General features: G+C 48.0%; 26 protein-coding genes. 21 read left to right on the forward strand and 5 right to left on the reverse strand.

The genetic code is table 11. From position 1 onward, the window contains the following. The first annotated feature begins 15 nt into the window (after positions 1–15). Both EKM71_RS04380 and trxA read left to right on the forward strand, forming a co-directional pair. Positions 16–2,379: an endonuclease MutS2 gene (locus EKM71_RS04380; protein WP_125573431.1), complete on the forward strand. Its 2,364-nt coding sequence runs from the start codon at positions 16–18 to the stop codon at positions 2,377–2,379. A gap of 118 nt (positions 2,380–2,497) precedes the next feature. Then, complete coding sequence (trxA, locus tag EKM71_RS04385; protein WP_125573432.1) at positions 2,498–2,812, forward strand: thioredoxin; 315 nt, start codon at positions 2,498–2,500, stop codon at positions 2,810–2,812. Positions 2,813–2,878: 66 nt separating this feature from the next. Here trxA and EKM71_RS04390 read toward each other — a convergent pair whose 3' ends face one another. Further along, positions 2,879–3,394, reverse strand: coding sequence for a YslB family protein (locus tag EKM71_RS04390; RefSeq protein ID WP_125573433.1), 516 nt, complete (start codon positions 3,392–3,394; stop codon positions 2,879–2,881). Between the two features lie 189 nt (positions 3,395–3,583). On the opposite strand from EKM71_RS04390, the gene racE reads away from it, so the two are divergent. The 4 genes from racE to cbpB are packed head-to-tail and all read left to right on the forward strand — an operon-like array spanning position 3,584 to position 6,065. Then, positions 3,584–4,417, forward strand: a complete 834-nt coding sequence (gene racE, locus EKM71_RS04395) for a glutamate racemase (protein ID WP_125573434.1) — start codon at positions 3,584–3,586, stop codon at positions 4,415–4,417. Next, a complete protein-coding gene (locus EKM71_RS04400; RefSeq protein WP_125573435.1) occupies positions 4,414–5,013 on the forward strand; it encodes an XTP/dITP diphosphatase in 600 nt (199 codons plus the stop codon). Before racE ends, EKM71_RS04400 begins: the two co-directional genes overlap by 4 nt. A 2-nt stretch (positions 5,014–5,015) precedes the next feature. Continuing rightward, complete coding sequence (locus EKM71_RS04405) at positions 5,016–5,540, forward strand: YfcE family phosphodiesterase (protein ID WP_125573436.1); 525 nt, start codon at positions 5,016–5,018, stop codon at positions 5,538–5,540. A gap of 18 nt (positions 5,541–5,558) precedes the next feature. After that, a complete protein-coding gene (gene cbpB / locus EKM71_RS04410; protein WP_125573437.1) occupies positions 5,559–6,065 on the forward strand; it encodes a cyclic-di-AMP-binding protein CbpB in 507 nt (168 codons plus the stop codon). 54 nt (positions 6,066–6,119) lie between these two features. Here cbpB and EKM71_RS04415 read toward each other — a convergent pair whose 3' ends face one another. Then, positions 6,120–6,944: a mechanosensitive ion channel family protein gene (locus EKM71_RS04415; RefSeq protein WP_404819398.1), complete on the reverse strand. Its 825-nt coding sequence runs from the start codon at positions 6,942–6,944 to the stop codon at positions 6,120–6,122. Positions 6,945–7,159: 215 nt separating this feature from the next. On the opposite strand from EKM71_RS04415, the gene EKM71_RS04420 reads away from it, so the two are divergent. Next, positions 7,160–7,564: a DUF948 domain-containing protein gene (locus EKM71_RS04420; protein WP_125573439.1), complete on the forward strand. Its 405-nt coding sequence runs from the start codon at positions 7,160–7,162 to the stop codon at positions 7,562–7,564. Between the two features lie 23 nt (positions 7,565–7,587). Further along, on the forward strand, positions 7,588–7,977 hold the full coding sequence (locus tag EKM71_RS04425) for a hypothetical protein (RefSeq protein ID WP_125573440.1): 390 nt from the start codon (positions 7,588–7,590) through the stop codon (positions 7,975–7,977). Between the two features lie 77 nt (positions 7,978–8,054). On the opposite strand, the gene EKM71_RS04430 is transcribed toward EKM71_RS04425, so the two are convergent. After that, positions 8,055–9,152 carry a M24 family metallopeptidase gene (locus EKM71_RS04430; protein WP_125573441.1) on the reverse strand — a complete coding sequence of 366 codons (1,098 nt, stop codon included), beginning with the start codon at positions 9,150–9,152 and terminating at the stop codon, positions 8,055–8,057. A 219-nt stretch (positions 9,153–9,371) separates the two neighbouring features. Here EKM71_RS04430 and ccpA point away from each other — a divergent pair, with 219 nt between their 5' ends. The 3 genes from ccpA (at position 9,372) to EKM71_RS04445 (ending at position 15,522) form a co-directional block, all read left to right on the forward strand. After that, positions 9,372–10,373, forward strand: a complete 1,002-nt coding sequence (ccpA, locus tag EKM71_RS04435; protein ID WP_057878038.1) for a catabolite control protein A — start codon at positions 9,372–9,374, stop codon at positions 10,371–10,373. Between the two features lie 130 nt (positions 10,374–10,503). Next, complete coding sequence (locus EKM71_RS04440; protein WP_125573442.1) at positions 10,504–11,337, forward strand: hypothetical protein; 834 nt, start codon at positions 10,504–10,506, stop codon at positions 11,335–11,337. A gap of 372 nt (positions 11,338–11,709) precedes the next feature. Further along, a complete protein-coding gene (locus EKM71_RS04445) occupies positions 11,710–15,522 on the forward strand; it encodes a leucine-rich repeat protein (RefSeq protein WP_125573443.1) in 3,813 nt (1,270 codons plus the stop codon). Between the two features lie 69 nt (positions 15,523–15,591). On the opposite strand, the gene EKM71_RS04450 is transcribed toward EKM71_RS04445, so the two are convergent. Both EKM71_RS04450 and EKM71_RS04455 read right to left on the reverse strand, forming a co-directional pair. Next, positions 15,592–16,332 (reverse strand): amino acid ABC transporter ATP-binding protein, encoded by a 741-nt coding sequence (locus EKM71_RS04450; protein ID WP_125573444.1) that lies wholly within the window; start codon positions 16,330–16,332, stop codon positions 15,592–15,594. Beyond that, entirely contained in the window at positions 16,325–17,800 is a 1,476-nt protein-coding gene (locus EKM71_RS04455; protein WP_125573445.1) for an ABC transporter substrate-binding protein/permease, read from the reverse strand. Before EKM71_RS04455 ends, EKM71_RS04450 begins: the two co-directional genes overlap by 8 nt. 277 nt (positions 17,801–18,077) lie before the next feature. Between EKM71_RS04455 and EKM71_RS04460 the strand changes: the two genes are divergently transcribed. The 10 genes from EKM71_RS04460 to EKM71_RS04505 all read left to right on the forward strand — a co-directional run bounded on the left by EKM71_RS04460 (position 18,078) and on the right by EKM71_RS04505 (position 24,725). Further along, a complete protein-coding gene (locus EKM71_RS04460; RefSeq protein ID WP_057878033.1) occupies positions 18,078–18,815 on the forward strand; it encodes a YebC/PmpR family DNA-binding transcriptional regulator in 738 nt (245 codons plus the stop codon). A gap of 109 nt (positions 18,816–18,924) precedes the next feature. Next, on the forward strand, positions 18,925–19,893 hold the full coding sequence (gene comGA, locus EKM71_RS04465; RefSeq protein WP_125573446.1) for a competence type IV pilus ATPase ComGA: 969 nt from the start codon (positions 18,925–18,927) through the stop codon (positions 19,891–19,893). Next, positions 19,829–20,884, forward strand: a complete 1,056-nt coding sequence (locus EKM71_RS04470) for a type II secretion system F family protein (protein WP_225417989.1) — start codon at positions 19,829–19,831, stop codon at positions 20,882–20,884. Before comGA ends, EKM71_RS04470 begins: the two co-directional genes overlap by 65 nt. Continuing rightward, positions 20,877–21,182: a competence type IV pilus major pilin ComGC gene (locus tag EKM71_RS04475; protein ID WP_125573447.1), complete on the forward strand. Its 306-nt coding sequence runs from the start codon at positions 20,877–20,879 to the stop codon at positions 21,180–21,182. Before EKM71_RS04470 ends, EKM71_RS04475 begins: the two co-directional genes overlap by 8 nt. Continuing rightward, a complete protein-coding gene (locus tag EKM71_RS04480; RefSeq protein ID WP_125573448.1) occupies positions 21,163–21,621 on the forward strand; it encodes a pilus assembly FimT family protein in 459 nt (152 codons plus the stop codon). Before EKM71_RS04475 ends, EKM71_RS04480 begins: the two co-directional genes overlap by 20 nt. Then, on the forward strand, positions 21,593–21,793 hold the full coding sequence (locus EKM71_RS04485; protein ID WP_125573449.1) for a hypothetical protein: 201 nt from the start codon (positions 21,593–21,595) through the stop codon (positions 21,791–21,793). The genes EKM71_RS04480 and EKM71_RS04485 overlap by 29 nt, the downstream gene beginning before the upstream one ends. Next, entirely contained in the window at positions 21,793–22,227 is a 435-nt protein-coding gene (locus tag EKM71_RS04490) for a competence protein ComGF (RefSeq protein WP_125573450.1), read from the forward strand. Before EKM71_RS04485 ends, EKM71_RS04490 begins: the two co-directional genes overlap by 1 nt. Then, positions 22,182–22,424, forward strand: a complete 243-nt coding sequence (locus tag EKM71_RS04495) for a hypothetical protein (protein ID WP_125573451.1) — start codon at positions 22,182–22,184, stop codon at positions 22,422–22,424. Before EKM71_RS04490 ends, EKM71_RS04495 begins: the two co-directional genes overlap by 46 nt. 68 nt (positions 22,425–22,492) lie before the next feature. Continuing rightward, positions 22,493–23,515 (forward strand): class I SAM-dependent methyltransferase, encoded by a 1,023-nt coding sequence (locus EKM71_RS04500; RefSeq protein ID WP_125573452.1) that lies wholly within the window; start codon positions 22,493–22,495, stop codon positions 23,513–23,515. Positions 23,516–23,534: 19 nt separating this feature from the next. Further along, positions 23,535–24,725 carry an acetate/propionate family kinase gene (locus EKM71_RS04505; protein ID WP_125573453.1) on the forward strand — a complete coding sequence of 397 codons (1,191 nt, stop codon included), beginning with the start codon at positions 23,535–23,537 and terminating at the stop codon, positions 24,723–24,725. Positions 24,726–24,831: the final 106 nt, after the last annotated feature.

A 24,831-nucleotide genomic window follows, 5' to 3' on the forward strand; every position in this document is an offset into this window, starting at 1 on the left:
AGAAAGGAACGTCTTATGAATCAAAAAACCTTAAAAATTATGGAATACGATCGGATTAAGCAGGGCTTACAGGGCTATTTAGTCTCCGCTGCCGGTCAACATGAATTAAGCCAGCTTCAACCAACGTCGGACGCCAAGACCCTGCAGATCTGGCTTGCCGAATCTAAAGATGGCGCAGATATCTATCGTTTGGAGAATGGCATTCCGTTACCTAAGCTCGATGATATTCGGCCACACCTGCATCGTTTGGCAATGGAGGCGGCGTTAAACGGCCTGGAATTGGCCCAGATCAGTCGGGTCTTGTGGACCACCGGATCTGTCGTCAAGTTCTTCCATGACTTGGCCGACAAAGAAGTTGATTTACAACGTCTGGATCGTGTTGTGAAAGAGCTCGTCACGTTGCCTGAAGTGACACGACGACTCAGGACTTCCCTGGAAGGGGACGGTCACATCACAGACGAGGCTTCGCCGGCTCTGCGTCAGATTCGCCAACACATCACGCAGACCGAGGCAGCTATCCGGAGTACCATGGATCAATACACGCGGGGCAAGGATGCTAAGTATCTAAGCGAAACCATCGTGACTATCCGTGATGATCGGTACGTGATTCCAGTGCGTGCCGAATATAAGCAACGTTTCGGGGGCATCGTGCACGATCAGAGTGCTAGTGGTCAGACACTGTTCATCGAACCACAAGCTGTTGTGGGTCTGAACAACCGGCTACGCCAGAATCAGATTGACGAACGGCATGAAGAACAGCGGATTCTAGCTGAGTTAACAGCCTTGCTGGATCCTTATCAGGCTGAGATTCTGCGAAACTCAGAAATTCTCGGACATTTTGATTTTATCAATGCCAAAGCAAAATATGCGCACCACATGAAGGCAACAGAACCTAAGCTCTCCCTGGATAATCAAGTTGATCTGCGACAGGCACGACACCCCTTGATTGATCCCCACAAGGTTGTGGCTAACGACATTACGATTGGCAAAGATTATAAGGCCATTATCGTGACGGGACCTAACACTGGTGGGAAGACAATTACTTTAAAGACGCTGGCCTTAGTGCAGTTGATGGGGCAGTCAGGGCTCTTCATCCCGGCTAACGAAAACAGTGTTATCGGGGTCTTCGATGATATCTTCGCCGATATCGGGGATGAGCAATCTATCGAACAGAGTTTGAGTACCTTCTCCGGTCATATGGAGAATATCGTGGCCATTTTGAAGCACGCTAATGAGCGAAGCCTGATCGTTGTCGATGAATTGGGAGCCGGGACTGACCCCCAGGAAGGGGCAGCCTTAGCAATTGCCATTCTCGATGAGATCGGGACACTTGGGAGTTACGTTATGGCCTCAACCCACTATCCTGAGCTAAAAGCCTACGGATATAATCGACCAGAAACAATCAATGCCAGCATGGAATTTGATGGTGACACACTTCAGCCAACGTATCACTTGCTGATTGGGATTCCTGGGCGAAGTAATGCCTTAGACATTGCGGCTAGGTTAGGGATGCCCGAGCAGATTGTCTCCGCGGCTCGTGGCCTAACCGATCAGGATAGTCAGGACTTGAATGCTATGATTAGCGACCTGACCGAACAAAAACGTCGCGTAGATGCCGATGCGGCCCAACTCAGTCAAGAGTTGAAGGATGCTGGCGAGTTACACAGCCAGTTACAACAACAGTTCGATCACTACCAGCAGCAAAAGGATCATCTGATGATTGATGCGAAGCGAGAAGCCAATCGGTTGGTTGATGAATCTCGTAAGCGGGCCAACCAGATCATTGCAGACCTCCGTAAGAAGCAGTTGGCGGCTGGTCAGAGTGTCGTAAAGGAAGACGAGTTGATTGCCGCACAGGGGGCTCTGAACGCTCTTCAACAGGACACAAAGCTTAAGAAAAATCGGGTGTTACGTCGTGAGAAAGCCAAGTTAGACTTCCACAAGGGTGACAGCGTGCTGGTCAAGTCTTACGGCCAAGTTGGGGTCCTCGTAGAACAACTCGATGATAACAATTGGGAAGTTCAGTTGGGGATCTTGAAGATGAAGATCGCTACCCGCGATATGGAAAAAGCTAAGGATCCAGCAAAGAGTGCCAAACAGCCCCGAGCTACGGTTCGACGGACAGGATCTAACGGCATGTCACCAACCTTGGATCTGCGTGGACATCGTTACGAAGAAGCCATGGCCGAGGTCGATCGCTATATTGATTCTGCTTTGTTGGCAGGTTATCCATCCGTGACGATTATTCACGGGAAGGGTACCGGGGCTTTACGTAAAGGTGTTACCGAATACTTGAAGCGCAACAATCGGATCAAAAGCTTTGGATTTTCACCGGCAAATGCTGGTGGGGATGGATCAACTGTGGTTCGTTTCAAGTAACCTACTAATTAGTTGTAAGCAACTTAGTTGTGATTTTAACTCAGTCTGTTAGACTGAGACTTGAAGTTAAGACCAGCGGCCTATTCTGACCGCCATGATGAAAAAGGGAGGCAATACGATGGTTACGGAAACAACAGATAAAACCTTCGAAAAAGATACGGCAACCGGCGTGACGCTGACAGACTTTTGGGCAACTTGGTGTGGTCCTTGTCGGATGCAATCACCAGTCGTTGAGCAGTTGGCTGAGGAAATGGATAACGTTACTTTTAACAAGATGGACGTTGATGCCAACCCGAATACACCACAATCATTTGGAATCATGAGTATTCCAACCTTATTGGTCAAAAAGGACGGCAAAGTGGTTGACTCCATTGTGGGTTACCATTCTAAAGACCAATTAAAGAAAATCTTAGATCAATATCTCGAAGCCTAATTAGAAAGGACATCACCGTTTTTACTGGTGATGTCCTTTCTTTTGGAATCAAATCAAATTTTGAAGTTAGTCTTGTGGCCCCTCAGTTGTGGGTGGCGTGAGCAAATCTAGCGGTTTCGGTGCATCAAAGTCGGGGATGAGATCGTCTGGATCAGTGTAAACATCAAAGACCACAGCTTGGTTACGCAGTTTTCGTGGTGTTTCAGTCAGCTCGGCTTCAGTGACGACGCCGAGTTGTTGTGACATCATTTCGGCAAGAAAACCAGCCTCAAGGGTGAAGTCAGCTTCGGCCCCCAGCCTAAGACGCAGACGTACGGGCTCGCCGCCAAGTTGCCAGCGGGTCATCTGTTCAGTCTGTTTTTCCAGTGATAGAGTGCCGAACCCTGCCTGATCAAAGAAAATTGCGGCGTCATTAGGATTCCCGACTGGGAACTTTCGGGCCAATGACTTCCCAGCCCAATAGCCAATAGCGCCTTGGTCATCGCCGAGAAGTTCCGGTAGTAAAGCATCGCGGAGAATAAATTGAGGAAGGTAGGCTGAACCAGTGGTATCTTCCATGACAGTTTCGTAGAGTTTTTTCACGAGAGTTGACTCCTTTTTCCGTTTAGATTCTGATTTCATTATACCTTAAAAAGGGAACCGCGCTGGACTGGAACGAAATTTAAGCCTTTTTTATCCCCCGAATCTGGATTTTAGTGGGGGTGTTGCTTGAAACCGGTTCAGAAAAAGGCGATAATATAGGTTCAAGCAATGACAAAGGAGCGTTGATTCATGCAGAATAGTCCAATTGGGTTAATGGATTCAGGAGTCGGCGGCTTAACGGTACTTAAAGAAGTACAGCGCTTGTTGCCCACCGAAGACACGGTGTTTTTGGGGGATCAGGCGCGGTTACCTTATGGCCCGAGAACGGTCGCGGAGGTCACCACATTTACCCGCCAGATCGCGCATTTTTTACAGCGGGAAGCGCATATTAAGATGCTTGTGATTGCCTGTAATACGGCCACGGCGGCAGCATTAGATACGATGCAAAATGAACTCGATATTCCCGTAGTTGGGGTGATTGCCCCGGGGGCACGGGCAGCAACTCAGGTCACTCGTAACCATCGAATCGGGGTTATTGCAACTACCGGGACGATAAAGAGTGATCAGTATCGCCAAACAATTCTAGCTAGGGATAACCGGAATACGGTGATTTCATTGGCCTGTCAGGATTTGGTAACTTTAGTAGAGGCTAACGATCTGACCTCAGAGCACGCACAACAAGTGGTAGCCGATGATTTGACGCCACTACTGGATCAAGATATAGATACTTTAATTATGGGATGTACTCATTTTCCACTCTTGCGGCCACTCATCCAACAAGTCATGGGGGACCAAGTGACCTTGGTAGATCCCGGTACAGCGACGGCCAATATGGTGACGTCACTTCTAGACTATTGGAATTTGGCTAACCCCAAAGTAGGCGCAACAGCTAGGTACTATACAACCGGAGATGTAGTGAACTTTAACAAGTTAGCCGATCACTGGTTAGACCAAACACCGATTCGGGCTATTCATTTACCGCTCAGCGAACTTACCACAACCTTGGAGGTTAATAACAAATGACAAACACGATTGTAGTTGCGACAAATAATCCAGGGAAGGCCCAAGAATTTCGGGCCATCTTCGAACCAAAGGGACTGACTGTTAAAACGCTGGCAGATTTCCCCAATCTCAAGCAAGTCAACGAGACTGGCAAAACGTTCACGGAGAATGCTGAGTTAAAGGCCACTTCAGTAGCCCAAGAAACCCAATTACCCGTCTTAGCTGATGATTCCGGCCTGATGGTAGATGCCTTGAACGGTGAACCTGGTATTTATTCTGCCCGGTATGCTGGGGATCATGATGACGCGAAAAATAACGCTAAATTACTGGCAAACTTAGCAGGTGTGCCTGCCGAAAAGCGGACGGCTGCCTTTCATACTTCATTGGTTTTGATTAAGCCCGATGGCAAGAAATTAGTCGCAACGGGTGAGGTTCGCGGCGTGATCTTGACCGCACCACGGGGCCACGATGGCTTTGGGTATGATCCCTTATTTTATGTGCCCAGTGAAGGTCAAACATTTGCTGAAATGGGGATGGCAAAGAAAAACCAACATAGCCATCGAGCCAAGGCAACCGCTGCGATGTTACCGAAATTTGACGAATGGTGGGAGGCTTAACGATGAGTCGATGGTTAGTTGTCAGTGATAATCACGGGGATACGGCCATTCTGTCGACATTGCGCGATCACTTGCGTCCTGATGTGATTTTTCACTGCGGGGATTCCGAGATGCCAGCCAGTGATCCTTGGTTTAAAGACGCCTATGCGGTTGGTGGCAACATGGATTTCGACGCTGGATTTCCGTTAGTATTGACGCCTAAAGTTGCGGGGCGGCAAGTGCTGCTTACCCACGGGCATCATGATGAAGTTAATTATGATCTAACGCAATTGGATCTGCGGGCGCAATCTGCTCAAGCGACCATTATTTTTTACGGTCACACGCATCGACTGGTGGCCGAACAGGTCGACGGGCGTTTGTTTGTGAATCCCGGCAGTATTAGCCAACCACGCGGTGAGTTTCGCTATTTAGGTGGGACGGCCGCTTTAGTTACGGTGACGGCAACCCAGACGGTGGTCCAGTACGTCGACCGCAAGGCCCAACCGATTGCTGACCTCAAGTTTACCTTTGACCACGTCAAGGCTTAGAAAGGATGAATTTAGCTTATGATTGATACTGCTGTCGAGCAGATGCTTCTGCAAGATACCAGAAGCTATGTTATTCCTGCCGACGTGGTGGCCAATGTCACGGCCAGCAATACGTTGGAACATGCACTGATGGTGCTTTCTAAGGTGGGATACAATCGGATTCCGGTTTTGGCTGCGAATGATCACCTTCAGGGGATGATCTCTCTAGCGGCAATTACCGATAAGTTACTACAAGTTCCCGGAGCCGCGGTTGACCAGCTGAGTCATTATAAGGTGGCAGATGCGATGTCACCGGTTGGTCATTGGGTTGATGATCCGAAAAAATTGGAAATCATTTTGAATTACCTGGTGGATGATCCATTTATCCCGTTGATTGACGATCACCAGGTGTTCCAAGGAATTATTACGCGGCGAGAACTCTTAAAACGAATTAATTATTTGGCTCACAACTTACACGTTAATTATGACGTGACACCAAAGCAACTGACGGCGGAAACGCCAATCCACAGTGTGGGACAGTCATAAAGAACTAGAAAAAGCCAGGACATCATTGTCCTGGCTTTGTTTGATCACAACAGGTTAAACCGTTGTTGACGTATGCGCTGGCAGGTTGATACCGGCCTGGCGAATGGCTTTGAGATAGGCCGTGAGAAAGATAGCCTGAAGCGAGAATTGAGTGCCACTCTCGCAGACCAGACTGACCTGGTAAACCAGTTCACCAGTAGGCAAGGTGACCACCCCAGTTGGTAAGGGTGTCCCAATGACACCAGGGTGCTTTGGCAGCAACTCTTGATTGACCTGTTCGATGATGGGTCGTAACTGTTCGACGGGAGTAGTGGGGGCGATGGGGATGTTTACCGTGGCCCGCATGTTGTTCCGTGATCGGTTGGAGACAATGGTGATATTCCGGTTAGGAATGAAATTAATGGTGCCATCGGCACTTGTCACCTGAGTCGTTCGCAAACCGATTGCCGTGACCACACCTTCAATAGCGCCGATCTTGACGGTTTCGCCGACATCGATCTGCTGTTCTATGAGAATGGAGACGCCAGTTACCAGATCACTCACGAAGCCTTGGGCACCGAGCCCTAAAGCCAAACTGAAGATTCCAGCACCAGCGATTAAAGTTCCCACCGGCACGCCCAGTGTAGAGAGCATGGCATACAGCCAGAAGAACACGATCGTGTAGTGGAAGATATTCATGGAGAGCATGCTAATGGTCTGGAGTCGATTGTTGGATCCCAGTTTGGGATTCAGATACCGCTTGAAGCTCCGTTTAAGAATCGCTTTCCCAACGAGGTTCACAAAGAAAAAGAGAACGGTCAGGAAGAGTAGGGTGAGAAAGCGGCTGGTAATCAGGTGCCAGAGGTCTTCCCAATTAAAGGTATTTAGATAATGTTGCATCCCTTTAGAAGTCGTGGCTGTTGTGGATATTAGGGCCGTCAAGAAACGTGCCTCCCTTAGATTAAGATTTAAAACGTTGTTTTTAGTTTAGCAGATTTTACCAATGACGCCCAGCATCCATGGAGAAAAGCCGGGATAATTCGGGGTTTTAATTGCACCAACTTGGTGAGAATGCTATTCTATTGGTAAGTAACTGAGTACAAGGAGGGGTTGTCATGACCGGTGGACAAGTAGCGGGCCTAATCGCAGCAATTGCGTTTTTGATTCTGGTCCTCTTCATTGGCATGTTCTTAGTAAAAATGAATAAAACGTTGGGTGAAGTTAATAAATCAGTGAAGACGATGACGTCAGACATTGACGTCATCAGTCACCAAGCTGAAAATATTATGGCCAACGCGAATGAATTGTTAGAGGACGTCAATCAGAAGGTCGCCACGATTGATCCGGTCTTTCAGGCTGCCGCAGACTTAGGCGAAAGCGTTTCTGACTTGAACACGGCTACCCGTAATCTGACGGAACGCGTCGGTGAGACGGCGAAGACGACTGCCAAGACGTCAATCGCGGCTCGCATGGGTAAGACGGCATTTGATCTCTACAGAAATCATAAATCTAAGGATTAAGATACAGAAAGGGAGTCATTAGAATGTCAAAACACAAGTTATTAGCTGGGTTAGCTTTAGGTGGGGCAGCATATGCGGCCTACCATGCGCTTGACTTGGAACAACGTGAGGCCCTCAAGGGTGCCGTACGTGACCGCTACAATGCTCTCAAAGATCGGGCAGTCGACTATGCCTTTTACGCTGCAGACGCTGCAGATGACTTCAAGGAGGCCTTGAACGACCGATTGGAAGCAAAGGACGATGCACCGGCTTGGCAAACGGCTGCAACCGCCGATGACGATCCGGCAGATGATATCGTTTTGAGTAGTGATGAAGTTCCAGATTTGGCACCTGATGATGCTGATGAAGACGACAGCGATGACACATCAGATGAAAATTCAGATACGGATGTCCTAGGTTCCGACGCTGAATAAATGAAAGAGTAATCAAAAAGCCTCGGTTTCGCAATTTGCGAAACCGAGGCTTTTTAACAACTAATGCTTAAAGCGCTTTAACCGACGTAGGTTAATTCCTTTGAGGTGTGCGTGAAAGGTAGACTCCCGTCTTCAGTGACGTGAACACAGTCTTCAATCCGGACACCAGCAACGCCGGGAATGTAGATACCGGGTTCGATGGAGAAGCACATACCCGGTTCGAGGACCAAGTCGTTTCCTGCCATGATGGATGGGAATTCATGGTCGCTCATCCCCATACCATGACCGAGACGATGAATGAAATAGTCACCGTAGCCGGCCTTTGTGATGATGTCACGGGCAATCTTGTCGAGTTCAGCGGCAGTTATGCCTGGTTTAACAGCCGCTTGGGCCGTCAGTTGGGCGTCAAGACACACGTCGTAGATTTCCTTTTGCTTAGCAGTAGGGGTGCCGAGGGCAACCGTCCGAGAAGCATCGGAGATGTAACCGTCATAAACTGTCCCTAAATCAAAGAGGACGAGCTCGTTGTTTTGGAATTTCGTGGCATTAGTGGCACCATGGGGTTCTGCAGCGTGAGCGCCGGCTTGAACTAGGCTCCCAAAGGACATTTCCATGATTCCTTCCTTCATCAAGGCGTATTGCAGTTCAGCCACGGCGGACTGTTCTGTCTTACCGGCCTTAACGGCAGCAAAGCCATGTTCAAAGGCGAAATCGTCCCATTTACCAGCGATTTCGAGTTTCTTGATTTCTTCGGCAGATTTGATCAAGCGCATGTGCTCGATAAAACTAGTCAAGTCCAGATCAAAGTGAGGGTTGCTGAACTGTCCAGCCAGCGCCTCCATGCGGGCAACCGGTAATTGCCCCTTTTCTATGGCAATCTGAGTTGGGTTGACGTGGCGGGCCTTGACTTGGTCACCAATCATGGCCCAAGGATTTTCGTGGTCAAGGTAACCGATGACGGGGTAATCCCATCCGGTAGACTTGATGACTTCGACCTCTAGGGCAGGGGCGAAGATAAATGGGTCTTGGTCGGGGAAGACAACTAAGGCTAAAACCCGTTCAATAGGATCGCTCCCAAAGCCTGTGAGGTACTGGATGGTTTTGGGGTTGCTTAAATAGGTCATACTAGCGTGGTGCTCTGCTGTCCACTGCTGAATCTGTTCGAGTTTCGTCATGAAATCACCCTTTCAAATTAATGGTTCAATTATACCATCAAATATTCTAATAAAATGGTAAATCTGAAGGGATCTGTCTTGAAAATTACATGAAAATAAGGTATTCTTTGATGTGAAAGCGTTTTCAATCTTGCGTCGACCTCGGAGTTTCTGTATACTAGTCAAGTTTCTTGAAAACGAATGAAAACAAATCAAACCAAGAAAGAAAGGGCTATCACAATGGAAAAACAAACTGTAACTATCTATGACGTGGCCCGGGAGGCATCTGTGTCGATGGCCACCGTTTCCCGTGTGGTCAATGGGAATCCCAACGTCAAACCCGCAACTCGTAAGAAGGTGCTCGAAGTCATCGATCGCCTGGATTACCGGCCAAATGCTGTCGCCCGAGGATTAGCAAGTAAGAAAACCACGACTGTAGGGGTGATTATCCCTGACGTCACGAACATCTACTTCTCTTCATTAGCTAGAGGGATTGATGACGTGGCCATGATGTATAAATATAATATTATCCTGACCAATTCCGACGAAAACGGCGGCAAAGAGGTTCAGGTATTAAACACGTTAATGGCTAAACAAGTCGATGGGATCATTTTCATGGGGAACCAGGTCACCGATGAACTTCGCGAAGAATTTCGTCGGTCAAAGGCGCCAGTTGTCTTAGCTGGTTCCGTTGATGCTCAGAAGACTCAGCCTAGCGTCAATATTGACTATGTTGCCGCTGTCGCAGAGGCTGTTAAGAGTCTGATCGACCATGGAAACCGTAAGATTGCCTTTGTTTCCGGTTCAATGGACCAAGCCATCAACCATGATTATCGTTTGAAGGGCTACAAAAAGGCGTTGAAGGACGCTGGCATCTCTTACGATGACAAGCTGGTTTTTGAAACGGATTATACCTACAAGGCTGGTCAATCACTTGAACCTGCCTTGGCCGCAGCTGGTGCTACGGCTGCCTTTGTCGGCGACGACGAACTCGCAGCCGGTGTGATGAATGGTCTCACCGATGCCGGCGTTTCCGTTCCGGAAGACTTCGAAGTTATTACCAGCAATGACACGAAGCTGACAGAACTGGTTCGTCCTAAGATGAGCTCAATCACCCAACCCCTTTATGATATCGGGGCCGTTGCTATGCGACTGTTGACGAAGTTAATGAATAACGAAAACGTTGATGAGAACACGGTCATCCTACCTTATGGCTTGATGAAACGAAGCTCAACGAAATAAATGAGATACCGTCGGGCCTGTGGGAACGGCGGTATTTTTGATTCCGGACGATGTGACGGTGTTTAATGAGTCGCAAAGGTAGAGTGTGATACAATGGGTATCAATAAAAATTAAGAATGGAGGGGATGCTATGAGTGCGAATAGTCGAATGGCCCGCTATCACTCAGAGGAGGTGGAGAATCCACAGCCTCAAGCAAGTCCCAACCAGAATGGTTATCAGCGACGGCCAGCCTTGGCTCGCTGGGTAGCTATTCTTATGATGCTCCTGACGATCACAGTTGGGCTACGTTTCACCGTGTTCAATGCCAATTATACGGCAGGTGTGGTGTCGCGTGATGCCACTGGCCAAAGGGTTATCAATGATTTGAATAATGACCTTCTGAGTCTGGGAATCAGTGGCAATCCCGTAACGTCGGGCTTGGTGCAACCCTATTTGGAACAGGGAATTGCCGAAATTTATGGTGAAACAGCTACTACTGTTGATAACACCGATCTAAAAGCCGCAATTGCGGCCCAGGCGCAAGCTATGGGCGTGACGGCCAGTGATTCCCTGCAAACGTCGTTGGCTAATCAGGCACAGAAGACGGTGAAGAAGGCTGTTCAGACTGAGGGCATGATGGCAGCCGGAGCCAAGATTCAGAGAGCCCGAAAGATTGATCTTTGGGCAATTGTAGCCGTTGTGATGCTCCTGATTGTGACAACTGTTTATGCTTTTAGTGTGCACCATGTTTTTGGGAGTCTCGGACCGGGATTAACCGTTGGTGGCGTGTTGACAATTATTTTAAGCGTTGCCGGTTACTTTGGACTTCCCGTCGTTTTAGGTGGGATGAATGCAACTGTTCAAACCACCGTGATGACAGTTGGCCACAGTGGCCTAGGGGTCATTATCTTCATTGGTGCTGCCGAGATTGTGCTGGGACTTCTAGTCTTACTGGGGCATCGAACTTTTCGGAAGACCGAGTAACTAACAGATAGATCGATTCTAATGTGGAAGTAAAAATAGTTAGTCATCAAAACGAGTTACCCCTTGTTCAATTATTCGGGGGTGACACCGTTGTGATGATTAACTTTTTTTTTAGTTATTGATTGACCGAGAGTTAGGTTTCGGTATATTATGTTAGAATAATCGGTTTATTGTGTGAAATAGGATTAGACCTTATCCGTTGGCTATTTGGTAATGTTTTAAGACTAACTTATTACCATAAGCAAGAATTAGTTGCACTAGGCGAATTAGTGACTAAAATAAAGCAATAAGAGTACGGAACCGCTGTTCGGAATATTTCGGCACAGCAACTGGGGTGACTAGCCCGGGTCATTGTGAGAGGAGCAAGCGACAATGCAAGCTAAACAACATTACAAGATGTACAAGGATGGCAAACAATGGGTTTTTGCCGCGATTACTGTTGTTGCAGTGGGACTAGGCACTGCAATGGCTCAAGATCAGAGTACAGTAGCCCATGCAGATGTTGCAGATACAGCCACGGGGGCAACGGCAAAGGAATTGCCAGCAAGTGCCGCTAATGAAGCTGTCTTAAAAACACAACCAAGTTCGGCAGCTTCCAATGAGGCGGGTTCAGGCATTGTAGCCGCAAGTTCGGCAGCTTCCAGTGAGGCGGGTTCAGGCATTGTAGCCGCAAGTTCGGCAGCTTCCAGTGAGGCGGGCTCAGGTATTGTAGCCGCAAGTTCGGCAGCTTCCAGTGAGGCGGGCTCAGGTATTGTAGCCGCAAGTTCGGCAGCTTCCAGTGAGGCGGGCTCAGGTATTGTAGCCGCAAGTTCGGCAGCTTCCAGTGAGGCGGGCTCAGGTATTGTAGCCGCAAGTTCGGCAGCTTCCAGTGAGGCGGGCTCAGGTATTGTAGCCGCAAGTTCGGCAGCTTCCAGTGAGGCAGGTTCAGGTGTTGTAGCCGCGAGTTCGGCAGCTTCTAGTGAGGCAAGCTCAAATGCTGCAGGTTCAAGCTCAGCGGCTTCTAGTGAAGTAGGCTCCAGTTTGGGTAGCTCGAGGATAGTTGCTTTGAGTGCATGGGCGCCAATGGCGGCAGGTTTATCCACCGCTAATCCTATGGACTTAATGAAACTTTCCTCAGATGTGACAGATGTCAGTTACTTCAATGTAAGTTATAATGCGACAACCAAAGAAGCTACGATTCTGGGACTAAAGAAAGCGGTCAAGGGAATTTTGACTATCCCAACGACCTTAATTAATCCGGCCGATGGCGATGTTTATAAGGTGACCAGTATCGCGGATGATGCTTTTGTTTCGTACGCCGCGGCGGATGATCCAGCTAACTTATCTGTCGGTATTACGGGCATTGTCATTGAAGATGGTATCAAGACAATTGGGGAAAATGCATTTGCTCTGCTTTCTAATTTGAAAACGGTCGATCTTAGTGCAAACACCACGTTGACAAGCATTGGTGATTCAGCTTTTGTTTATGATCCGATTCAAACGTTAGACTTTGGACAGAATGCGTCATTGGTCTCAATTGGAACCAATGCGTTTACCAGCGCCCAAATTTCGAACCTAGTTTTACCAACTAGTATTCAGACGATTGGTGAGGGTGCTTTCCGCTACAATTCAAATTTAACGACAGTTAATTGGGGTGCTCTGACGAATTTAACAACGATTGGTGATAACAGTTTCGCCAATGACACTAATTTGCAGAGTGCAACCTTTATGGGTAGTTTGAAGACGATTGGTGACGGCGCTTTTAATACGGATAGTGCTTTGGCAACCGTGAACTTTGATAATGCGACGAGTTTGACCAGCATTGGGAACGAAGCATTTGAATATGATGGCAAATTGGTTGCGATAACGCTACCGGCTAGTTTACAAACGATTGGTGACTACGCGTTCGCCGCTGATACCCAAAAGGATTCGGCAGGTAATACGATCGGTGGATTAACTTCAATTGACTTCGCACCGAACAGTCAGTTGATTTCTATTGGTGAAGGGGCCTTTGTGTACGATACTTGGCTCACCTCGGTTACTTTACCTGATAGTTTGCAAACGATTGGTAGCTCTGCTTTCCTTGACAATACAGCCTTGACGACAATTAAGTTGCCGGCCAGCCTACAGAAACTGGGTGACTTTGCCTTCACTTACGATAGCAATTTAACCAGTGTTGACATGACTGCTGCAGAGGCTTTAACTGAGATTGGCAATGGGGTCTTTGAATATACTGGGTTAGCGGGGACTTTAAGTCTCCCTACGAATCTGACGACGATCGGTAATCAGGCCTTTGCCGGAAGTCATATCTCTAATATTGTGTTTAATCAGAAGCTTTCAACTATCGGTACAGGTGCATTCATTTATAATGAGTTGGCGGGGAAACTCGTTCTTCCCGATAACGTTACGGCACTTGGAGACCAGGCATTCTTTAGTAATCAACTGACTGATGTGAGTGTTGGTCCAAATACGACCATTGGCCAGGGGGCTTTTAACTATAATCGGATCACGGCGTTGTCCACGGGTCAGGAAACACCTGACATTGCGTCGACTCAGTATGCCGCGATTTTTACAGACACGGCTCATGTCTCGTTAGATAATCTTTTTGCAACACATGTCGGCTCTTTAGTTAATGCCGATTTGAAGGTTAGTCAAATTGAGGTGAATGGTGAGGCAGCCGGAGATCAGGTTACCTTTGACTCAAGCAATGACACGTTTAAGGTTGCCAATGGTGTCAACCAATTTACTTTTGTGTGGGCCTTAGAGGATGCGACGGGAAACAAGATTTACAACGGAACTTATCAAGTGGTTCTTAACGATCCAACTATTCGAGTTGTGAACTCCGCGATTTGGTATGGCCAGAGTTGGACACCTGCGGATAATCTCTACAGTATTGAGAGTAAAGCAGTCACCTTGGCTGATCTTACGGTGACTTTGGATGGGAAAACAATTGCCAGTGATGACGTGATCAATGATTTGACTGTTGGGACGCACACGGTCACCTATTCTTACGGTAACGAAACCGAAACAGCCTTAGTGAAGGTCAATCAACGCCAAGGGTCATACTGGATTACGGGTTCACAAGATGTGACCTATAGTGGCCAAACGCCAAGTGTGACTGCGTCAAATTATCAGATTCATTTGACCGATGGTTTTCCCTATGATTTAAAGGATGGCGATTTAGTACTGACGCCAATCAATGGGCAGACAACTGATGTTGGTAAGTACATGGTCACAGTGAGTCCAGAGGCCTTGCAACGGGTTCTTTCTCAAAGCCCAGATGCGGCTTCGTATATCTGGACGGAAGACTTGAAGCAAAATACGGCGACCTTAAACATCGTCCCTAAGACGGTTACAGTTACCATTACAGGACAGAAAACGGCCGGTCAAGCTGATCCGAAGCCAACGGTCACGGTTGATGATGAGACTGTGAATCCGGCAGATTATGGGTTTACGATACAACGCGATCCAGGGGAGAAAGTTGGCTCGTACGCTTACAGTTTGACGGGAACGAATCCAAACATCAAAGCCTTGGTGAGTGAAAATAGCCAGTTGACAATTTCAGCGGCAGTGCCAACCTTGACAGGGAGTAACTATTCAATGAAGGTCGGTGATCCAACCCCAACGGCTGCTAACTTCAAGCCGCAGGGAACGGACAGCAATGCTGAAGCCATTGATGCAAGTAAGGTTACCCTCGACCTTGGAGATGCCACGCTCGATAAACCGGGGACTTATACGGTAACGTTGAGCTACCAGGGGATAGACGGGTTGCAAACGGCGACTGTAACTTTAACGGTTGTCGCGCCAAGCACTGGTGGCGCGGGGGATGGTGGTGTCGATCCAACTGATCCAGTTGATCCAACAGACCCTACAGATCCAACCGATCCGACTGATCCAACTGATCCAGTCGGTCCAACCGATCCAGCTAAGCCAGATCCAAAGCCAGGAACAACCAATGACCACGAGGTAATCAGTGATGGTGGGGTTCACGCACCGGGTGATACCCACAAGTTGCCAATCGTTAGTGGTCAAGCGGCAGTGCCACACAAAACGATTCTGAAGACAACTTCGATGAAGTCAGCCGCGACGGCTAAAAAGGCCACGTTACCACAGACCAATGACCAACAAACCCCTTGGTGGGCAGCCATCGGGGTTCTGTTAGGAAGTCTGGGCGTCTTCGGTATTCGAAAGCAACGCCGTCATTAATTAAGGACCAGCTAAAAACGCCAACTCGCAATTGCGGGTTGGCGTTTTTAGGTTCAATAGTATTAAGGATTACATGAGGATCTTGGATAAGAAGTCCTGAGCCCGTTCAGTTTGGGGATCACTGAAGAAGGATTCAGGGGTGTTGTTTTCTTGGATGAAGCCATCAGCCATGAACCAGACGCGGTCGGCCACGGACTTGGCAAAGCCCATTTCATGGGTAACCACGACCATCGTCATGCCTTGATTGGCAAGTTCCTTCATGACGTTGAGAACTTCACCAACCATTTCAGGGTCTAAAGCCGATGTTGGTTCGTCAAAGAGCATGACCTTGGGGTCCATTGCTAATGCTCGGGCGATAGCCACTCGTTGGGCTTGTCCACCAGAGAGACTACCAGGGAAGGCGTCGGCATGATCATCTAAGTTAACCTGCTTGAGTAATTCGTGAGCGCGTTGTGTGGCAGCGGCATCATCGACTGCCTTAACCTTCATTGGAGCGAGCTTGATATTTTCTAGGACGGTCATGTTGGGGAAGAGATTGAAGTTTTGGAAAACCATTCCCATTTGTTCACGCAGTTCGTTTACGCGCTTAGGGTCGAGGGTGGTGAGATTCTCACCATTGAAGTCAACTTCACCACTCGTTGGTGTTTCAAGGAGATTGAGGCAGCGTAAGAAGGTACTCTTCCCACCACCGGAAGGACCGATGACGACAATGACTTGGCCAGGGTTGACCTGTTCTGTAATATCTTTTAAGACGACGTTGTCGCCGAAGTTTTTAGCGAGGTTTTTAACCTCAATAATTGGTTTAGTCATGTTGCATTCTCCTTTCAAAGAAGTTCAGGATCCGTGAGGCAGTGAAGGTCAGGATGAAGTAAAGCACCATGATGACCGCAATTGGGGCAACCCCACGGTAGGTATCGGACCGAACGATATTGCTTTGGAAAATCAGTTCGGAAACTCCGATGATGGAGACGATTGAACTGTCCTTGATTAAGGTGATAAATTCATTACCTAAGGATGGCCAGATGTTCTTTAAGGCTTGAGGGAGAACCACGTAACGCATGGTGTAGCCCCGTGACATTCCCAGGCTTCGGGCAGCTTCGGTTTGGCCTTTATCCACGGAGTTGATCCCGCCACGAATGTATTCGGCCACGTAAGCGCCAGAGTTCAGGGAGATGGCAATGATCCCTGACATGAGGGCGGGAAGGTTAACGACCAGTCCTAGACCGAAGTAGACAAACATGACTTGAACCATCATTGGCGTTCCACGAATGAATTCGACGTAGGCCGTGGCTAACCACCGAAGACCAGTCATCAGTGGGCCACCTTGGGCCATCCGTGCGAGGGCTAAGAGGACCCCGAGGATGAAGCCGAAGAAAACGGAGCAGACCGTGATAATCAGGGTGTACTCAACCCCCTTAAGGAAGGCCTTCCAGTAGTGCAACATACTGGTATTAACCGTGTTGGTCTTTAAGTACTTCCCAGCTGCGGGAAGGTATTCTTTGTTGACGAGGTTCTGTTTCTTAATTTGGTCGACTGACTTGTTAGCGGCATTGACCAAGGAAGTAGAGCCCTTCTTGAAGGCAACGGAGGCACTCGTATCGGAGGCACTCAGGTCGAAGTCACTGGGAACTGAGGCCAATTCTTTATTATTGGACACATAGGCTTCGGCTGAAGGTTTCTCCATAGCAACACCTTGAAGTTTGTGACTTTGAAGACCTAAGATCAGATCGGAAACAGACGTCATCCCCTTAACGGTTGTATTGGTCGTTTGTTTTTTGGATTCGTTATACATCGTAGAACCGGTTTGGGCACCGATGGTCTTACCCTTGAAGGAATCTTTATTCTTGTAAATTCCCTTGTCGGCCTTGTTGATCACAATGCTGTACCCACCTTGATAATAGGTATGGGTGAAGTCAACGTTCTTCTTTCTGGCGGGGGTAGGATTCATCCCTGAGATAACCATATCAACTTTTCCTGTTTGTAAGGCAACTAGCAGGGAGTCAAAAGACATTGACTTGACCTCTAACTTGACGCCGAGGTCCTTGGCAATTTTTTCCCCAACAGCCACGTCCATACCAACGACCTTAGTTTTTCCGTGGACAGTTGCTTGAAATTCATAAGGGGGATAATCCGGGGAAGTCCCCATGATCAGGGTTCCCTTCTTTTGAACTTGTGCGAGTGAATTGTCGCTAGCGGCGTGTGCCGTAGTCCCCATCATCGTCGCTCCGGTAAAGAGAGTGATGACCAGGGTTAAAAATAGAACCCATTTTTTCTTCATATGTGTGTGCTCCTCTGTTTTGATGATGGTTTAGAGTATAGAATAGTTCGTGTATTTATACAAGTTTTATTTTGATAAATTTGTTTTTATACAGTAAATATTCAAATAAACAACGTGATAATCCCTTTTATATAAGGAAGTCAGCTAAATAATATACATTTTTGATGAATAGCGTTTTTTCCAGTCTAAGCAATTGAATGGTGGGGGTGTAAGTGCTAATATAAACAGTGTCTGTTTTATACGGATATCTATAAAATTTTAGAAAAGAGGAGTTACGATGTCAGGACATTCTAAATGGCATAACATCCAGGGCCGGAAAAATGCTCAGGATGCAAAGCGTGGAAAAATCTTCCAAAAAATCTCACGTGATTTGTACCAAGCTGCAAAAGCAGGTGGTCCTGATCCCGACGGTAACCCTCAACTTCGTTTGGAAATGGACAAGGCGCGGGCAGCTAACATGCCTAAGGAAAACATCAAGCGGGCTTTAGACAAGGCTTCTGGTCTTGGTGGCGCCAAGTTCGAAGAAATCACCTACGAAGGCTACGGTCCAGCCGGGACAGCGATCATGGTTGCTGCTTTGACGGATAACAAGAACCGTACGGCTGCTGCTGTACGTTCTGCCTTCACACACCATGGTGGCTCACTTGGTGCGTCAGGTTCCGTTTCATACATGTTTGACCGAAAGGGTTACATTGTAATCCTGCGTGACGGTTTGGACACGGATGAAGATACGATGTTGATGGATGCACTCGATGCCGGGGCAGATGACTTACAGACCACGGACGACGAGTTTAAGATTTTCACGGATGCTGCTAGTGAAATTTCAGTTCGTGATGCATTACAAGCTAAGGGCTACAAGCTGGATACTTCTGAAGTTCGGATGTTCCCACAAACGACTACTGAAGTTCCAGAAGCTAAGGTTACGCAATACCAAGGCCTCATTGATGAACTTAACGATAATGATGACGTCTCTGACGTTTATGAAGCTGCTGTTTTGCCCGAAGGGGTCGAATAGAGAAGCTTTTGAGAGAATTCCAATTTGGAGTTCTCTCTTTTTTTTGCCTTTTTTTACACGAATTTGGGTTATTTAACGGAATTAGCCTTAAAGAGGGGAGCGGTAGTGGATGATTTCAGAATTAGTAACAGCGGTCATCGAGGCGGCACAGGTGATTCGAGCCAGCGATATTTATATTTTGCCTCGGAATGCGGGTTATCAAATTTATCTGCGAAATTTTCAGAAACGGTGTCTGTGGCGAGAGATTTCACTGACAACGGGGGAGCAACTGTTGACGTACCTAAAATTTCATGCCGATATGGTTGTGAGTGAACATCGACGTCCGCAGGTTGGGTCCTTGGCTTGGAAGACCGCTGAAATACCAATTGATTTGCGATTATCCACAGTAGGCGATTTTTCCGGGCGGGAATCTTTGGTTGTGCGGCTCATCTATCCTTACGATACGCTACAAGCAACCTACTTAATGACCGGTCAGTCTCAACAGCTCAGTGCGCTTTGCCGTCAACGCGGCTTAATATTGTTTGCTGGACCAACGGGGTCAGGTAAGACGACTGCGATGTATGCCATGGCGACGCAACTGGCGGGTGACCCTGTGGTTCTGAGTATCGAGGATCCCATTGAGATTCGGGAATCGCAGTTTATTCAATTGCAAGTGAACGCGGCGGCTGGAATGACTTATGAGGCTTTAATTAAGGTTGGCCTTCGTCATCGACCGGATATCTTCATTATTGGTGAAATTCGAGATGCACTGACAGCTCAGGCGGCGATTAGAGCTAGCTTAAGTGGCCATCTAGTGCTCAGTACCGTTCATGCTAAAAGCGCGTTGGGGACGGTTACGCGGCTTCGAGAACTGGGAATAGCCGATGCTAACTTACGGCAAGCCCTGACGGCAGCTTGTTATCAACGGCTGATTCCACGACAACATCGGGAACCAGCCGTCCTATTCGATATTGTTTCAGGGACCGATCTCTATAGAAAATCTAGCCGAATGACAGAAAGGTGGTATCAAGATCTTGAAAAAGCACAACGCACCGGGGCGATCACTTCGGAAGTTGCTCAAAGTTTCCGCGAGGGTTAGATGGTCTCTGGCCAGTCAAGCCGCCTTTTGTCAGTTGCTAGCTGACCAATTGGCCAGTGGCTTTTCTTTGAAGCAAGCTGTGGCTTTCATACGACTTGCTGATCCCACATTACCGGCAGTGATTAGAAAGATTGAACGCCAACTCGCTAGTGGGCAGCCCTTCGTTCCCTTATTAGAACCATATTTACAGCCCAATGTCTATTTTCAACTTTGGACGATGACCGCGTACGGTGAGTTGGGCGCCGGCCTCCAGCATGCTGCAGAGATGTTACGTTTAATGGCGACACAACGAAAACGACTGTATCAATTGCTGGTGTATCCCGCTGGATTGTTAGTGAGCATGTTGGGATTGTTTCTAGCTCTTCAGATTGGCATCTTGCCTCAAATTCGAATGGGGATGGGAGCAACTGAAACGGTGGGCTTCCCTTGGACCAAGTATTTAACATTTGGTGGCGGTCTGGCGACTCTGGGCAGCGGTGTGATTGGGTACTCCTGGTGGCGGCAAAAAACAAGTCTCCAACGCGCTACCGGCTATCTTCATTGGCCGGTCCTGGGCCGGTTGTTTCGGGCGTACTATGCCTACTATTTAGCAGCGACCTTAGGGCAACTTGTCCAGAGCGGCTTAAGTGTTCAGCAGATGTTGACTGTGTTGCGGCGATTGCCAGAGGAGTCGTTGCTGGCACAGTTGGCAACGGAATTAGGCCGACAACTCACACTGGGGCAGGTGCCAACGAGCTGGCTTCGAAAACAGGCGTATATTGCCCCACAATTGGTGATTCTCTTACAGAAGGGGAGTACGTCACCACAACTAGCTAGAGAACTCCAGGCCTTTGGCGTGATACAGTATCGTGAACTTACACGTCGATGGGAGAGTGCCTTGGCAATCGTTCAACCTGTATTATTGGGTGTGGTGGCTTTAATGATTGTGGGGGCGTATCTGAGCCTGTTGCTGCCCATGTATGCCAGCCTGCAAGGGGTGACACATGGCTAGACGACACGGATTTACATTAGTGGAAATGACGATTGTCCTCTTCATTATCTCGTTATTGGTGCTGATCATTTTACCTAATTTGAGTGGGCAGCGGCACCGTGCACAAGGTATTCACCGTGGGGCCATGACGACCGTCGTGCAAGGTCAGGTCACGGCCTACTTGGATGATCATCAAACGGCGACGAGTGTCGATTACGCGACATTAGAAAAATCGGGATATTTAACGTCTCAACAGGTTTCTGAGGCGAAACGAGAAGGCATCGCGATTGTGACAGACCATGCCAAGACGACGGGATAGACGGCAAGGCTTCACCATCTATGAGTCGTTGCTAGTATTAGTCATTGTTGCGGGACTAACCACCTTGGTTGGTTTTCAGGTCAGTCACCAACGCCAGATTACAGCGGAACGGGCCTTCTGGCCGGTCTGGCAACAGGCCTGGACAGCTGGACGCCAGTGGGCCTTGGCCCATCGAACGATAGTGGACGTCCATATCGATCCCAATAATGGCCAGACGACCTTTCGTGATGGCGTGACTCACCGTCAATTGCGCATTGTCAAGGCACCGCCAGGACTCCGACTATTACCACCAGCAGCTGATTTGGAGATTCGACGCAATGGTGTAAGTACGGCCCAAACATTGTGGTGGCATAGCCGCCCGAGCGATAATTACTGGCAACAAACGTTTCAGATTGGAGGAGCATTAATTTATGTGGAAGCAACGACTAAAGCCCCGTGAGGGCTGGCTCTTACCGGATGCTCTGTTGGCACTGAGTATTGTCGCACTAACGGTCATTTTAGCGCAGCAGATGGTCTTGACGACCCAACGACTCGAGCGCGTTCGTGAGCGTGAGTTGCGACTTGCTCGAGTGGCCCATGATCGCGCACTTGCGGCTAGCTTACAAAGGTGATGCAAAAAAGACAGGGATTCACTCTCGTGGAGGGATTGTTGGCGTTGATCGTGGCGTCTGGAATATTCGTGTTGGCTATTGGGACTGCACGGGGAGTCATGCGACCTTTACGACACGACCCGGTAGCCTGGTATCAAGTCATTCAAATTCTGGAACAACCGGGAAGGTACCGTGTCATAAGGGTTCACCGACACAGCTTGGATCTAACAGATGCTAGGGCCACCAATCATGCCCTTAGTCTCGGTGTCAATCGCAAGGGAGTCTTACGTTTAACGAATGATAAGGGACAGGGGTATTACCCTTTGTTGAGACAGGTCACGGAGATGAATTGGGTCGAAACGAAAATGACGGGGATTGTTCGGCTTTACCTAAAACAGGAGGGATTACCTTGGCAAACAACATTGGTCGATTTGCGCGGCGACAAGGTTTCTTAACGCTTTGGGCCCTGTTCTTTTTAACAATGGTCAGTCTCTTCATTGGCTTGTTGAGCGCGGCTCAAGCGGCTAGACGGGAGACGACCAATGAGTTGATTCGCAGTACACGGCAGTCGACGCGACAGCTCGAACGGGGGAGACAGCGCGATGTGAAGCACGGTCGTTCGCCGAAGCAACGGCAAAGATTGCTTGAATAACTTTGGGAAAATCGGTAGTATAGATAGCAGAAACAATGTATTTCGCAAATTTTCCAAGGAGGCGAAGCGTGCTGTCACAAGAACAGACTGAAGCGCTCTTCAAAGTTTTGGATGAATCGACAACGATTCTTCAGACAGCGCTAAAAACATCCTATTTAGATGCGTTCATTGAAACGGGAGATAATCTATTAAATGGTCGGGTTCAGGTTGAAGATGGCCAACCCGACGAACAGACAGCCGCCAAATTAACGACGCTGTATCAAGGTGCCGATTGGCAAAAGATGACGGCAGAGACGGTCCGACGGGCAGTTCAATTAGCGATGCTAAAGGCTATTCGTGTCGACGACATCCAAGCTAATCATCAACTGACACCGGATACCATCGCCTATATCATGGGGTATCTGGTAACCCGCCTCGAAAAGGGCAAGCAACATTTGTCAGTTTTGGATTTGACCGTGGGAACGGGGAATCTATTGACGGCGGTCTTGTCGCAACTTAAGGAAGTCGTTGCCGGGGATATCTCGGCCTATGGTGTCGACAATGACGATACCATGCTGGCGATTGCGCAAACTTCAAGTGATTTGCAACAATTACCGGTGGAACTTATTCACCAAGATGCCTTGGAACGATTATTAGTTCCAGCTAGCGACTTGATTGTGGCCGATCTTCCAATTGGTTACTATCCAATTGATGATAACGCGGCTAATTTCGAGACCCATGCCAAATCGGGACATTCATTTGTTCATCATCTCCTGTTAGAGCAGGCAGTGAATCAATTGAACCCAGGCGGCATCGGGGTCTTCTTGGTGCCAACCCAGCTATTCCAAACTGATGAAGCCAAGGGGTTGTTGAAGTGGGCCGCACAGAATGCCTACTTGCAAGGGCTCTTAAACTTGCCAAGTGAACTGTTCATGAATGCTAACGCCCAAAAGGCCATTTTGATCTTGCAGAAGCCAGGTGCAGGCGCTAAACAAGTTGAGCAAGTCATGTTGGGCGAGTTCCCTTCATTCAAGAATCAATCCGCATTTCAAAAGTTTGTGGCGGAAATCGTGCAGTGGGAAGAACAAAATCTACTGACTGACCGCTCATAAGTAAGAAGGAGAAAATCACATGGGAAAATCATTAGCAATTAATGCCGGAAGTTCCACATTGAAGTTCAAGTTGTTCCAAATGCCTGAAGAATCAGTCATTGCCGAAGGGGCAATTGAACGAATTGGGTTAGGCAACTCCTTAGTTGAAGTTAAATATGGCGATGGGCAAAAGTATGAAACCCATCAAGATGTTGATGACCACAAGGAAGCTATTCAATTAATGTTAGACCAGTTGACTGAATTGAAGATTATTAAGGACTTCAATGAAATCACTGGGGTCGGCCATCGTATCGTGGCTGGGGGGCAAGAATTTAAGGACTCCGCAGTTATTGATGATGACGTTCTACAAAAGATTGAAGACTTGTCCGAATATGCGCCACTGCATAACCCAGCGGCTGCCATGGGAATCAAGGCATTTAAGAAGATTTTGCCAAACGTGTTGAGTGTGGCCGTCTTTGATACTTCCTTCCACACCACGATGCCTGAAGTCAACTACATGTATGCCATCCCTTACGAATATTACGAAAAGTATGGTGCTCGTAAGTATGGTGCTCATGGGACGAGCCACCGTTATGTTGCCAGCCGAGCTGCTGCTATGTTAGGGAAGCCTCTTGAAGACCTGAAGTTAATCACTTTGCACTTAGGTGCTGGGGCTTCTATTACCGCCATCAAGAATGGGAAGTCACTTGATACCTCGATGGGCTTTACGCCGTTAGCTGGGATTGAAATGGCAACTCGTTCTGGTGATATTGATGCCTCCTTAGTGGCCTTCTTGATGGAAAAATTAAACATTAAGGACCCTAATGATATGATCAACATCTTGAACAAAAAGTCTGGTCTGCTTGGTGTTTCTGGTGTATCTGCAGATATGCGTGACCTGGAAAAAGTTCAGGACAAGAACCATCGCGCTAAGTTAGCACGAGATATCTTTATCAACCGAGTGGTTCGTTATGTTGGGGCTTACATTGCCGAACTAGGTGGTGTGGATGCTATCGTCTACACGGCCGGTATTGGTGAAAACGATATTACTATTCGTCAAGAAGTTGCTGACAAGTTGGCTTACTTCGGTATCGGTGTTGACCCCGAAAAAAACAACATTCGTGGAGTTGAACGTGACTTGAGTAAGGCTGGATCAACCGTTAAGACGTTGTTGATTCCAACGGATGAAGAGCTCATGATTGTCCGTGATATCGAACGCCTTCGCAAATAAGTAAAGCAATCCAAAGAACACACCAGAGATGAAGTGCAATAGAAAAGTTAGACAAATAGTAATTTAATTTATGCTACTGAGGCTTGAATCCTATAATTTATAGGAC

This window comes from Levilactobacillus huananensis (assembly GCF_003946145.1).
Lineage (GTDB): Bacteria > Bacillota > Bacilli > Lactobacillales > Lactobacillaceae > Levilactobacillus > Levilactobacillus huananensis.